Annotated in this window: 8 protein-coding genes; 3 read left to right on the forward strand and 5 right to left on the reverse strand. The window is 65.3% G+C overall.

The window, feature by feature from the left end; genetic code table 11:
* Positions 1 to 77: 77 nt before the first annotated feature.
* Positions 78 to 1,091, reverse strand: coding sequence for an isopenicillin N synthase family dioxygenase (locus tag ACH196_RS11255; protein ID WP_396646985.1), 1,014 nt, complete (start codon positions 1,089 to 1,091; stop codon positions 78 to 80).
* 99 nt (positions 1,092 to 1,190) lie between these two features.
* Between ACH196_RS11255 and ACH196_RS11260 the strand changes: the two genes are divergently transcribed.
* The 3 genes from ACH196_RS11260 (at position 1,191) to ACH196_RS11270 (ending at position 9,221) form a co-directional block, all read left to right on the forward strand.
* Positions 1,191 to 2,135: a nucleoside hydrolase gene (locus ACH196_RS11260; protein WP_396646986.1), complete on the forward strand. Its 945-nt coding sequence runs from the start codon at positions 1,191 to 1,193 to the stop codon at positions 2,133 to 2,135.
* Positions 2,136 to 2,248: 113 nt separating this feature from the next.
* Positions 2,249 to 2,890, forward strand: a complete 642-nt coding sequence (locus ACH196_RS11265; protein ID WP_396646987.1) for a TetR/AcrR family transcriptional regulator — start codon at positions 2,249 to 2,251, stop codon at positions 2,888 to 2,890.
* A gap of 292 nt (positions 2,891 to 3,182) precedes the next feature.
* The gene (locus ACH196_RS11270) at positions 3,183 to 9,221 is read left to right on the forward strand and encodes a hypothetical protein (RefSeq protein ID WP_396646988.1); all 6,039 of its coding nucleotides are present in this window, start codon (positions 3,183 to 3,185) and stop codon (positions 9,219 to 9,221) included.
* A 250-nt stretch (positions 9,222 to 9,471) separates the two neighbouring features.
* Here the strand turns inward: ACH196_RS11270 and ACH196_RS11275 are convergent, their stop codons facing one another.
* From ACH196_RS11275 to ACH196_RS11290, 4 genes are all read right to left on the reverse strand, one after another.
* Complete coding sequence (locus ACH196_RS11275; RefSeq protein ID WP_396646989.1) at positions 9,472 to 10,593, reverse strand: calcium-binding protein; 1,122 nt, start codon at positions 10,591 to 10,593, stop codon at positions 9,472 to 9,474.
* Between the two features lie 574 nt (positions 10,594 to 11,167).
* Complete coding sequence (locus tag ACH196_RS11280) at positions 11,168 to 11,908, reverse strand: SDR family NAD(P)-dependent oxidoreductase (RefSeq protein WP_396646990.1); 741 nt, start codon at positions 11,906 to 11,908, stop codon at positions 11,168 to 11,170.
* A gap of 10 nt (positions 11,909 to 11,918) precedes the next feature.
* Positions 11,919 to 12,638, reverse strand: coding sequence for an NAD(P)H-dependent oxidoreductase (locus tag ACH196_RS11285; protein ID WP_396646991.1), 720 nt, complete (start codon positions 12,636 to 12,638; stop codon positions 11,919 to 11,921).
* 9 nt (positions 12,639 to 12,647) lie between these two features.
* Positions 12,648 to 13,577, reverse strand: coding sequence for a 3-keto-5-aminohexanoate cleavage protein (locus ACH196_RS11290; RefSeq protein WP_396646992.1), 930 nt, complete (start codon positions 13,575 to 13,577; stop codon positions 12,648 to 12,650).
* Positions 13,578 to 13,586 lie beyond the last annotated feature (9 nt).

A 13,586-nucleotide genomic window follows, 5' to 3' on the forward strand; every position in this document is an offset into this window, starting at 1 on the left:
ATCGGGCCGGAGGGACGGTTTCCGATCGAGCCGCCAATGGCGGGCCGACCGAATTTCTGCATGCGGCTGGCCTTGCTTCAAGAGCTCGCCGCTTCGGCCGCCAGCTTCTTGCGATAGTGGTAGTTCTTGTCGATGCGTTCCATCAGATAGTCGCCATATTCGACCGGCCCGTATTTCGGCTCCGAGCCTTTCGGCACGCAGACCGGCAGCGCCTCGATCATCGCCTCCATCGACGGATCGAAGAAGAAGGGCTGCGAATAGCGTTCGCGCCCCGAGCGGTTGATCACCCGGTGCGGCGTCGACACGAACTGGTCGTTTGACCAGCGGGCAAGGATGTCGCCGACATTCATCACAAAGGAATCCGGAACGGGCGGCGCCGGCACCCAGTCGCCGGCCTTGTTCTTGACTTCCAGGCCGCCGACATCGTCCTGGGCGAGCAGGGTGATGAAGCCGTAGTCGGTATGCGGCGCCGAGCCGAACAGGCCCTCCTCCTTCGGCTGCGTCGGATAGTGCAGCAGCCGCAGGAAAGTCGTGGGTTGTTCGAAATAGCCGTCCAGGCTGTCGGCCGGCATACCGAGCGAGATGGCGATCGCGCCGACCAGCTTGCGCGCCAGCGTGCTCATCTCGTCCACATAGTTCTGGATCGTCGCATGGAAGTCCGGCAACAGCGCCTCGTCCGGCCACTGGTTCGGCCCCTGCAGCGGCTTGCCGGCAAGCGCGCGCGGATCGTCGGCCTCGACCTCGTGCATGAAGAAGATCGATTCGCTCTGGTTGGGCTTGCTCACCGTGGCGACCGAGGAAGTGACGATGGTCGAACCGGCGAAGGGCAGGTAGCCGCGAAAATTCTTGTCGATCTTCAGCTTGAGTTTTTCCTCGTCCGGCAGCGCGAAGAATTTCTTGCCGGCCTCGCGCACCGCCTCGACGTCGGCGCGCGGGATCGGGTGACCCACGACATAGAGGAAACCGATGTTCTCGAGATAGCCGCGCAACGTCTGCGCGACCGCGCGGATCGCCCCTTCGTCCGCTCTGTATAGGCCGGAGACATCCAGCATCGGAATCTCGGAAAAGTCGCCGCGCGCGCTCGTAAACATCCTTGTCGTCCTGCCTTGAACATAAGATACAGTACTGTATCTCTACACATCGGCGTGCTATCGGCAAGCCCCATCGAATGCAAGCAGGATCGGACGAAAATGGCGCCCCGAAAAATCATCATCGACACCGATCCGGGCCAGGACGACGCCTTCGCCATCCTGTTCGCGCTGGGCTCGCCGGCGGAACTCGAAGTGGTCGGCGTCACCACCGTCGGCGGCAACGTGCCGCTCGCGCTGACAGCGAAGAACGCGCTCAAGGTGATCGAGCTCGCCGGCCGGCCGGACGTGCCGGTGTTTGCCGGCTGTCCGGCGCCGATGGTCAGAAAACTGATCACCGCCGAATATGTGCATGGCGAGACCGGCCTCGACGGTGCCGACCTGCCCGAGCCGGTCACGCCGCTGCAAGCCGAGCATGCCGTCAACTACCTGACGCGCGCCATCATGGACGCGCCGGAGGGCGAACTGACCGTCTGCACGCTTGGGCCTATGACCAACCTCGCCATGGCGATGACCATGGAGCCGCGCATCGTCCCGCGTATCCGCGAGGTGGTGCTGATGGGCGGCGGATTCTTCGAGGGCGGCAATGCCACGCCGGCCGCCGAGTTCAACATTTTTGTCGACCCGCACGCCGCCCACAAGGTCTTCCACTCCGGCGTCCCGGTCACCATGGCGCCGATCGACTGCACCTACAGCGCGCAGATGACGCCGGAATGGCTGGACCAACTGCGTGCCACCGGCAGCCGCGCTGCGATCGAGGCTGCAAACATGGCGGACTTTTTTCGCCAGTACGGCAGCCACAAGTTCCCCACCGCTGCCCGGCCGATCCACGATGCCTGCGTGACCGGCTATCTGCTTGCCCCGAAGATCTACGAGCAGCGCCAGTGCAACGTGACGGTCGACATCGTCTCGCCGGAGACGATCGGCATGACGGTCGTCGACTGGTGGCATGTCACCAGACGCCCGAAGAACTGCAACGTGCTGCGCCGCATCGAGCCGGCGCCCTTCTTCGAGCTGATGCTGGAGCGCATCGGTTCGCTGCCGTGATCAACGAGTGGTGGATGGCCAAATCCGCGCCTTTCGCCGGCGGCTGCCATCGGCTGTATTGAATTGGCCCCGTGCAGAGAACATCGGGCCGGTCCGAATGGAGATGGTCCTTGATGAAATCAGCACGACCATCCGCTAGAACTGCGGCGAAACGACAGATCTCGGCCGCTCCGCGCCAGACGCTGAGCCGCGAGTCCTGGGTCGCGGCGGCGAGGAAGGTGCTGGAGAAGCGCGGCATCGCCGAGGTGAAGATCGATCGTCTGGCACGGCGCTTCAAGGTCACCCGCGGCAGCTTCTACTTTCACTTTTCCAGCCTGAAGGATCTTCACGACGAGCTTCTGGAGGAGTGGCGGCGCATAAACTGCGCGCCGTTTTGGAAGTTGCGCGAAACGACCGAGATAGACGGCTACGCGTTCTTCTCCACCATCGTCCATGTCTGGGTCGATGAGGAACCGTTCAGCCCGCTGCTCGATCTGGCGGTGCGCGATTGGGCGCGCACCTCCAAATCGCTCGGCAAGGAAGTGGCGGAGATCGACGATCTGCGCATCTCGCTGCTCGAGCGCTCCTTCCTGGCGATGGGCTATGCGTCGGACGAGAGCATCGTACGTGCCCGCATCACCTATTTCCACCAGATCGGCCAGTATGCGATCTCGTTCAAGGAAGATCCGGCGCAGCGCAAACGCTACCAGCCTCTCTTCGGCAAGGTGCTGCTCGGGCCTCTGGCCGAGGAGCCGGATGTGTCAGTCCAGACGTGAGATGTCCTGCCGGGGTCACGTTTTGCCGAGAGCCTGACTCAAAAAGATTGCCCTGATATCAGGCCTCGTGCGCCGCCGTACGGGAGTCTCGTATGACAGTCTCCGTCTCTGATTGCCCCTCTGAATTTTGAGACGCGCAATTAATCGCTTTTTAGCCATCTCCAGATGCGGCGAACCGTAGACCGCTTCGTCTGGTAGACGTGTCGATCGTTTAAGCTACAACCTCGAATAGCAGTTGCGGGCCTTATGGCGCGCGCTTGAAAAGTTGTATTTTCAGCACGGGAGGCGATCGATGACCCAGACCCTCAACGGCACAGCCGGCCCCGACACGCTCACAGGCACCGATCCTGGCAACCCAGCCAATCCCGACGGCATCGACATCATCAATGGCGGCGCTGGCAATGACACGCTCAGTGGACTGGGCGGCAACGATACCATTGCCGGCGGCGCAGGCGCCGATGCGATGAGCGGCGGCGCCGGCATCGATACGCTCACCTACGCCAACGCCACCGCGGGCATCGCGGTCGCCCTGAACAACGTCCATCAGGGAGGCGAGGCCCAGGGCGACACGGCGAGCGGGTTCGAGAACCTCATTGGCACCGCCTTCAACGACCAGCTCGGCGGCGACAGCGGCAAGAACGTCATCAGCGGCGGCGGCGGCAACGACTACATCCAGCTCACCGGCGGCGGCGACACGATGGACGGCGGAACCGGCAGCGCCGACATCCTCGACCTCCGCGTCTGGGGCGCGGGCCTCACCGTCAACCTGGCCGCCGGGACCGTGTCCGGGTTCGGGGCCGGGGGCACCACCGTCCTCAACATTGAATGGACCCTGGGCACGGCCTTCGACGACATCCAGACCGCCAATCAATCGATCAACACCATCCTGTCCGGGGGCGGCGGCAACGACATCCTCAACGGCCTCGACGGCAACGACGAGCTCTACGGCGACAATTTCAGCGCGATCGGCGGCAATGGCACCGACACGTTGAATGGCGGTAACGGCAACGACTATCTCGAGGGCGGCAAGAACGGCGATCAGATCAACGGCGGCGCCGGCACCGACACCATCGGCTATGCCGATTCCAACGCCGCGGTGACCGTCAACCTCGCCACCGGCACCGCATCCGGCGGCGATGCCACGGGCGATACCTACACCAGTATCGAGAACGTCAGGGGCTCCAACTTCGATGACGTGCTTATCGGCAGCGCCGGGGTCAATAGCCTTACAGGCGGCAACGGCAATGACGTGCTGGATGGCGGCGCCGGGGCCGACACGCTGAACGGCCTGGCCGGCACCGACACGGCGACCTATGCCGCGTCCAATGCGGCTGTGACCATCAACCTGCTGACCAACGTCAACACCGGCGGCACCGCTGAGGGCGACTTGCTGGCCGTGGAGAACGTCATAGGGTCGGCCTTCAACGATGCGCTGCAGGGCGGCGCCGGGAACAATGTGCTGACCGGGGGCAATGGCGACGACGTGTTCCAGGGCCTCGGCGGCGCCGACACGCTGCAGGGCGGCGCCGGCATCGACAGGGTGAGCTACACCTTCTCCTCCGCCGCGGTCGTGGTCACGGTCAACGGCACCGGCTCGGGCGGCGATGCCGAGGGCGATATCCTGACGGGCATAGAGAACCTGACCGGCACCATCTATAACGACACGCTGACCGGCGACGCCGCGGCGAATGTGCTGGCCGGCGGCGATGGCAACGACCTGCTTCAGGGCCGCGGCGGCGCGGATACGCTGCAGGGCAGCAATGGCGTGGACACCGCGTCCTACGCCGCTTCGGCCGCCGCCGTCGTGGTCACGGTCAACGGTGCCGCCTCGGGCGGCGACGCTGCAGGCGACACCCTGACCGGCATCGAGAACCTGACCGGTTCGGCCCTCAACGACACGCTGACCGGCGATGCCGCCGCGAATGTACTGGCCGGCGGCGACGGCAACGACACGCTTCAGGGCCGCGGCGGCGCGGACAATTTGCAGGGCGGCAACGGCACAGACACCGCCACATACGCGGCCGCCGCGGCCGCTGTCGTGGTCACGGTCAATGGCGCCGGCTCGGCCGGCGAGGCCGCGGGCGACACCCTGTCCGGCATCGAGAACCTGACCGGCTCGGCCTTCAACGATGCGCTGACGGGCGACGCCGCGGCGAATGTCCTGGCCGGCGGCGACGGCAACGACACGCTCCAGGGCCGCGGCGGCGCCGACATACTGCAGGGCGGCAACGGCGCGGATACCGCCTCTTATGCCGCCTCCGCCGCCGGCGTCAATCTCAGCCTGTCGTCCAACACGGCGACGGGTGGCGATGCACAGGGTGACAGCTTCAGCAGCATCGAGAACATCATCGGGTCGGCCTTCGCCGACACGATCAATGGCCAGGCCGGGGCGAATATCCTGGACGGCGGCGACGGCGACGACACGCTGGCGGGCCGCGGCGGCGCCGACAACCTGCAAGGCGGCAACGGCACCGACACGGCCAACTACATCGCCTCTGCGGCCGTCAACGTCAATCTCGCGACCAACACTGCCACGGGCGGCGATGCCCAGGGCGACAGCTTCAACAGCATCGAGAACGTCTCCGGCTCGAACCAGGCCGATACGCTGACCGGCAATGCGGGGGCCAATACACTCGACGGCGTCGCCGGAGACGATGTGCTTCAGGGCGGTGCTGGGGGCGATGCGCTGATCGGCGGCGCGGGCACCGACACGGCGAGCTATTCCTCCTCGGCTGCCGGCGTCACGGTCAGCCTCTCGACCTTCAACGCGACGGGCGGGGATGCCGAGGGTGATACCTTCAGCGGCATCGAGAATCTCACCGGCTCGGCCTTTGCCGACCTGCTCAACGGCAGCGCCGGGGTGAATGTTCTCATCGGCGGCGCCGGTGACGACATGCTGGCTGGACGCGGCGGCGCGGACAACCTGCAAGGCGGGATCGGCACCGATACGGCCGACTACATCGCTTCTTCCGGGGGTGTCACGGTTAACCTCGCCGCCAACACCGCGACCGGCGGCGACGCCCAGGGCGATACCTTCAGCGCCGTCGAGAGCATCAGAGGCTCGAACCACGCCGACATCCTCATCGGCAATGCCGGCTTCAATGGCCTCAGCGGCGCCGGCGGTGACGACCTGCTCGACGGCGGCGTTGGGGCCGACGCGATGGATGGCGGCGCGGGAATCGACACGGTGAGCTACGCGGCGTCCGCCGCGGGCGTGACGGTGAATCTCGTGACCGGGAGCGGCGCGGGCGGCAACGCCCAGGGCGACGTGCTGACGGCAATCGAGATCCTCATCGGTTCGGCCCTGGTCGACTCTCTTACCGGTAATGCCGCGGCCAACGTCCTCGACGGCTCCGGTGGCAACGACCTGCTCAACGGCGGCGCCGGAGCCGACGCGTTGATTGGCGGCGCGGGCATCGATACGGCCGGCTACGCCGCGTCCGCCGCTGGCGTCACCATCAACCTGGCGACGGGCACCGGCACGGGCGGCGACGCCGCGGGCGACACGCTGACGGGGATAGAAAACGTCAACGGCTCGAACCTCGTCGATACCCTGATCGGCGACGGCGCGACCAATGCCCTCAATGGCGGCGACGGCAACGACATACTGCGCGGCGCGGCCGGGGCCGACGCCCTCAACGGCGGCAATGGCACGGACACCGCCGACTATACGGGTTCTGCGGCGGCGGTGTCGGTCAACCTGCTGACCGGGGTGGGCACGGGCGGCGACGCCGCGGGCGACACGCTGACGGTAATCGAGAACGTTACCGGCTCAGCCCTCGCAGACACGCTGACCGGCAACGCCGGGGCCAATGTCCTTAACGGCGCCGGCGGAGACGACCTGCTCAATGGCGGCGCGGGCGGTGATGTCCTTCAGGGCGGCACCGGCATCGACACGGCCTCCTATGCGACCTCCGCTGCCGGCGTCTCGCTCAGCCTCACGAGCAACGCCACGTCGGGCGGCGATGCCGCCGGCGACACCTACAGCAGCATCGAGAACGTCATCGGCTCGACCTTCGCGGATAACATCAACGGCCAGGCCGGAGCTAATGTGCTGGACGGCGGCGCCGGCGATGACCTGCTGGCGGGCCGCGGCGGCGCGGATATCCTCCGCGGCGGGTCCGGCAGCGATACGGCCTACTACATCGCCACCGGCAGCGTCACGATCAACCTCGCGACCAATACCGCAACGGGCGGCGATGCCACCGGCGATACTTTCGACAGCATCGAGAATCTCTCCGGCTCGAATTCCGCCGACTCGCTCACCGGCAATGCCGGGGCCAACAGCCTCGACGGCGTCGGTGGCAACGACCTGCTCAACGGCGGCGCCGGAGCCGACGCGTTGATTGGCGGCGCGGGTATCGATACGGCCGACTACGCCACGTCCGCCGCTGGCGTCACGATCAACCTGGCGACAGGCGCCGGCACGGGCGGTGAGGCCCAGGGCGACACGATTACGGGGATAGAGAACGTCAACGGCTCGAACCTTGCCGATACCCTGATCGGGGATGGAGCGGCCAATGCCCTCACCGGTGGCGACGGCAACGACGTGCTGCGCGGCGCGGCCGGGGCCGACGCCCTTAATGGCGGCAACGGTTCGGATGCCGCCGACTATACGGGCTCAGTGGCGGCGGTTACGGTCAACCTGCTAGCCGGTTCGGCCACCGGCGGGGACGCCGCGGGCGACACGCTGACCGGCATCGAAAATGTGACCGGCTCGGCCCTCCCCGACACGCTGACCGGCGACGCCGGAGCGAATATCCTCAATGGCGCCGATGGAAATGACCTGCTGAACGGCGGCGCGGGCGGTGACGCCCTTCAGGGCGGCAACGGCACCGACACGGTGACCTATGCGACCTCCGCCGCCGGCGTAGCGCTCAGCCTCTCGAGCAACACCGCGTCGGGTGGCGATGCTCAAGGCGACAGCTTCAGCGGCATCGAGAACATCATCGGCTCGGCCTTTGCCGATGTGATCAACGGCCAGACCGGGGCGAATGTGCTGAACGGTGGTGACGGCGACGACACGCTGGCAGGCCGCGGCGGCGCGGACATTTTGCAAGGCGGCAACGGCATCGATACGGCCGACTACATCGCTTCCGCCGGCGTCACGGTCAGCCTCGCGGCCAATACCGCGACGGGCGGCGACGCCACCGGCGACAGCTTCAGCAGCATCGAGAATCTTTCCGGCTCGAACTCCACCGACTCGCTCACCGGCGATGCCGGGTCCAACACCCTGAACGGTGTAAACGGGAACGACCTGCTGAATGGCGGCGCCGGAGCCGACGTGCTGAATGGCGGCGCGGGCGCCGACACGGTGACTTATGCCGGCTCCGCCGCGGGCGTCGCAGTCGACCTCGCGGCCGGCGCCGCCACGGGCGGCGATGCCCAGGGCGACACTTTCAGCAGCATCGAGAACGTCTCCGGCTCAACTCTCGCCGATGCGCTCACCGGCGACGCAGGCGCCAACGCCTTTGACGGCGCAGGCGGAGACGACCTTCTCCATGGCGGCGCCGGCGCGGACGCGATGCAAGGCGGCGACGGCCTCGACTGGGCGAGCTATCGCGGATCGGGCGCCAGTGTCGTGGTCGACCTCACCTCGGGCGCCGGCATCGGCGGCGATGCCCAGGGCGACACGCTGGCCGGCATCGAGAACCTGATGGGCTCGTTGTTCGCCGATACGCTGACCGGCGATGCCGGCAGCAACCATCTGAACGATGGCGGCGTCGGCGGCGCCGACACGCTGACCGGCGGCGACGGCGACGACACCTACTCCGTCTACAATGCCGGTGCGGTGATCGTCGAGACCGACGGCGAGGGAGTGGACCGCGTCAATGCCGGCGTCGACTTCGTGCTGGCCGGCGGCCTCAGCGTCGAATATCTGAACACCACCTCGCTTTATGCCACCTACGCCGTCAACCTGACAGGCAACGAACTGCTCCAGCGTGTGCGCGGCAATGACGGCGCCAACGTGCTGGACGGCGGCGGTGGCGACGACTGGCTGTTCGGCATGGGCGGTTCGGACACGTTCCGCTTCTCGACGGCACTGGGCGCTGGCAACGTCGACCAGATCCTGGACTTCAGCGTGGCGGACGACCAGATCGCACTCGACGACGCGATCTTTTCGACGCTCGGCCTCGGGGCTCTCGATGCCTCGGCGTTCAAGGACAATTTTCTCGCACCCCGCGATGTCGACGACCGCATCTTCTACAATTCGGACTCTGGGTCGCTCTACTACGACGCGGACGGTACAGGCACAGACTTCGAAGCCGTGCGGTTCGCCGTACTCGCTCCCGGCCTTGCCCTCACCGCCGCCGACTTCGTGGTGATCTGATATTACGTCCTGTTCGAAATCATAGTGTGGTAGGTCAAGCCGGAGGCTGCCCACTGATCTTCTTCCCGATGTCTCTAAATGAACGTCCCGCTGGCTTAGGCTGGCGGGACCTTTTTTTGCGTTTTAGAGCTGCAGAGCGCCGATCACGGCCACAGCCAGCAGCACGAGCACCAAGATGTGCAGGCCAAGGGCCGAACTCCGGCTCGTAGCGGGCGTATATTTGCCCCAACCTGAAACCATGACCGGCTTGTCAGATCACCACGAAGTCGGCGGCGGTGAGGCTGAGGCCGGACGCGAGCACGGCGAATTTCACGGCCGCGAAAGCATTGCCCGAGCCGTCGGCATCGTAGAACAGCGAACCCGTGTTCGAATTGTAGATAATGCGGTCGTCGGCATCACGCGGCGCCAGGAAACTGTCCTTGAAGGCCGAGGCGTCGAGGGCGCCGACACCGAGCGCGGCGAAGATTGAACTCGACAGCGCGATCTGATCCTCAGCGACGTTGAAGTCCATGATCTTGTCAACGTTGCCGTTGGATAGCGCCGTTGAGAAGCGGAACGTGTCCGAACCGCCCATGCCGAACAGCCAGTCGTTGCCGCCCGCTCCGTCCAGCACGTTGCCGCCGTCATTGCCGCGCACCAACTGCTTAATCTCGTTGCCAGTCAGGTTTATGGCGTAGGTCGCGTGCACCGAGGTGGTGTTCAAATATTCGGCGCTGATGCCGCTGGCCAGCACATAGTCGACGCCGGCATTGACGCGGTCGGTGCCCTCACCGGAGTTCTCGACGATGGCCGTTCCGGCATTGTAGACCGAATAGCTGTCATCACCGCCGCCGCCGGTCAGCTTATCGGCGCCGCCTAAGCCACCGTCGTTGAGAATGTTGTCGCCGGCGTTGCCGGTCAGCGTGTCGGAGAAGCGGCTGCCGCGCAGGTTCTCGATGCTGGTGTAGGTATCGCCCTGCGCGTCGCCCGTATTATTGCCGGCGTTCGACAGATCGGCGAGAACGCCGGCACCCGAATGCTCGTAGCTCGCGGTGTCGATGCCCGCGCCTCCGTTCAATGAATCGAAGCCTGCCCCGCCCTCAAGCGTGTCGTTCCCCAGGTAGCCAATGAGGAAGTCGTCATTGAGACCGCCGATAAACTGATCGCCGAAGTCACTGCCTGAAAACGACGCGACCCCGGCACCTCCGGTAATATCCAGATACAGGCCGGCGTTGGACGGCGTAAGGACAGCGTTGGCGGTGTCTCTCAGCGAGAAAACCGTCGCAGGGCCAGGCGCATAGTAGAACACATTGTTCATGCTCGCAGGCGGCATGTTCAGATCGCCATTGATCCCCACCGCAAGGGGATTGTTGATTTCGACCTGGCTAGCCATGGTCGATCCATCTAGGCGGAAAATGTCGAACGAAGTCGCCGCCCGGTAATCCCCGGTTGCGGTGTACCGAAACACTCCTGGCATTACCAATTCTCCCGTTACAGAGAAGCCCGGAAGCGAAAAGCGTATGAGCTATTCCCGCAACCTTATCTCAGAATTGTAGCTATCAGAGGAGGCTTCGTTGGTCGCTTTTGATATCCGAACCAGCGAACATCGTATATCGCATCGAGTGGAACACACTTGGAATTCTTTGTCTTTTCCATGGAAATTCCAGGCGTTTCCACCTGACAACGATGAAGGCGGGGCGGAGAACGAGCTTGTCGCCACATAGTGACGCACCACTATAATTCACGAATTCCTCAGCCTCACGCCGCCGCCGCTCTATCACGCGCGGAATGGCAAGGTCCGCCTCATACGAGATGCGGGTTTTCCCAGGTCGCCGAGAACGTCAAACGTTCCGGTCCGGCCCTTGATTATCGAGCGTGAGCAACTTGAGCTTCGGAGAGAACTCGTCGTCTATTCAATCCGTCTCAAATCTGTCTGAGCCAGGTCAGCTTCCGCGTCGACGCAGGCCCTACGTCAACCCGCCATCGGCAAGGATCGTGCGCCCAGTGATCCAGCGGGCATCGTTCGAAGCGAGAAAGGCGACGATGCCGGCAATGTCGTCCGGCTGGCCGATGCGGCCGAGGGGCGTTGATGACCGGATCTGGTCGCCACGTTCGGCGATGATTTTTGTCGTCATGTCCGTCTCGATCACGCCCGGCGCTACCGCGTTGATGGTGATGCCCCGCGGGCCGAGTTCGCGCGCAAAACCGTGGACCATGGCCGAAACGGCAGCCTTGGAGGCGGCGTAGACCGCGCTGGCCGGGATCGGACTGAAAGCAAGGCGCGATGAGACGTGGATGATCCGTCCGCCTTCCTGCATCACGGCGGCCGCCGCCTTGGTGAGCATGATCGCGCCGAGCACATTGGTGTCGAACATCTGCCGGACAAAGTTTTCGTCGATCGATGCGAGCGGCCGGTAGATGCCGACGCCTGCCGTGTTCACCAGCGCGTCCAGGCGGCCGAACCGCGCCACAGTTTGCTCGACCATTTTGGCCGGGTCGCCGTCGCGGCCGATATCGCCTTGCACCGCGACGGCTCGGCCGCCACCGGATTCGATTTCCCGGACCAACGTCTCGGTTTCGGCTGCCGCCGCGCGATAGCCCACGGCGACGGCCAAACCGTCGGCGGCAAGCCGGCGCACTACCGCCGCGCCGATGCCACGCGACCCGCCGGCCACAAGCGCCACTCGCGCGCCATTGCTTTCGGCCATGCTGCGTCTCCTAACGTTGCTGTCTCCACGCGCCGTCGGGCACGAGGTCGAGCGGGTTTTTGATGCGCAGAGCGCGGTCGACCGGTTTTGCGGCCGCCGCGAGCACGCGTTTTTCCAGTTCGTCGAGATAGGCCGCGCGGCCCGCATCGTCGATGCGCGGCGCGCCATAGGCGACGAAGGGCGGCTCCAGTTCGTAGCCCATATATTCGAGCCCAAGATGCTGGATCTGCCAGAGCACCTGCCGTTCGAGCTCGCCATAGGGCGCGCCGGCACCGAAACGGGCCAGCGTGCCGCCCGATGTCATCGACACCATCGCCCGGCGCCCGCGAAACACGCCGGTGTCGAAGCGCAGACCGTCGGCATAACCGAAGCCGTAGGCGAAGACGCGCTCGCCCCATCCCTTGACGATGGCCGGCGCGCCGCCCCACCAGAGCGGGAACTGCATGACGATGAGATCGGCATCGGCGACGCGTCGCTGCTCGCGCGCCACGTCGGGCGCGAAACTGCCGTGCCGCGACGCATGCGCCTGCTCCGTCTGGTAGTGGAAGACGTCCGGGTCGGCGACGCTCAGAAAATCGTGCCGGCCGGCGACCGGATTGAACGCCTCCCGGTAAAGATCGGAGACGACGACATCGTGTCCCGCCTCGGTCAAAACCGCACGTACGCGTTCGCACATGGCGGCGTTGAAGGAGGCGGGCTCGGGATGAGCGAAGACGATCAGGACATTCATTGCCAAGCCTCAGAACGCGACCCTGTCGGCTCCCTTGAGCTGCAGGATTTCACGCGCCTCGGCCGGTGTGGCGATCGACAGGCCCAGCCCCTCGATGAGGCCCCGCACCTTGGCGACCTGCTCGGCATTGGTCTTTGCGAACTGGCCCGGTCCGATCCACAGCGAATCCTCCAGGCCGACCCGGACGTTGCCGCCCATCGCGGCCGCCTGCGCGGCGATGCGCATCTGGTTGGCGCCGGCTCCCAGCACAGACCAATGATAGTCCTCTCCGAACAGCCGGTCGGCCGTGCGCTTCATGTGCATCACGTCTTCGGGATGGGGGCCGATGCCGCCGAGGATGCCGAAGACGCTCTGCACGAAGAAGGGCGGCTTGACGATGCCGCGGTCGACGAAATGCGCCAGCGTGTAGAGATGGCCGATATCGTAGCACTCGATCTCGAAACGCGTGCCGTTCTCGGCGCAGGTCGTCAGGATGTGCTCGATGTCGGCAAAGGTGTTCTTGAAGATGCGCTCGCGCGAGCCTTCCAGATAGGGCCGCTCCCAATCGTGCTTGAACTCCTTGAAGCGGCCGAGCATCGGATAGAGGCCGAAATTCATCGAGCCCATGTTGAGCGAGGCGACCTCCGGCTTGAAGGTCGCCACCGGGCGAAGCCGCTCCTCGATGGTCATGGTGGCGGCGCCGCCGGTGGTGATGTTGACGACGCAGTCCGAGCGCTGCTTGATCACCTTGAGGAACGGCGAGAACGCCTCCGGCGACTGGTCGGGCAGGCCGTTCTCGGGATTGCGCGCATGCAGGTGGACGATCGCCGCGCCGGCCTCCGCCGCGCCGATCGCCGCGTCTGCGATCTCTTGCGCCGTGACCGGAAGATGCGGCGACATGGACGGCGTGTGGATCGATCCCGTCACCGCGCAGGTGATGATGACTTTGCGTGTGGCCAATCTCGTTCT

The organism is Mesorhizobium sp. IMUNJ 23232 (assembly GCF_044326205.1).
Lineage (GTDB): Bacteria > Pseudomonadota > Alphaproteobacteria > Rhizobiales > Rhizobiaceae > Kumtagia.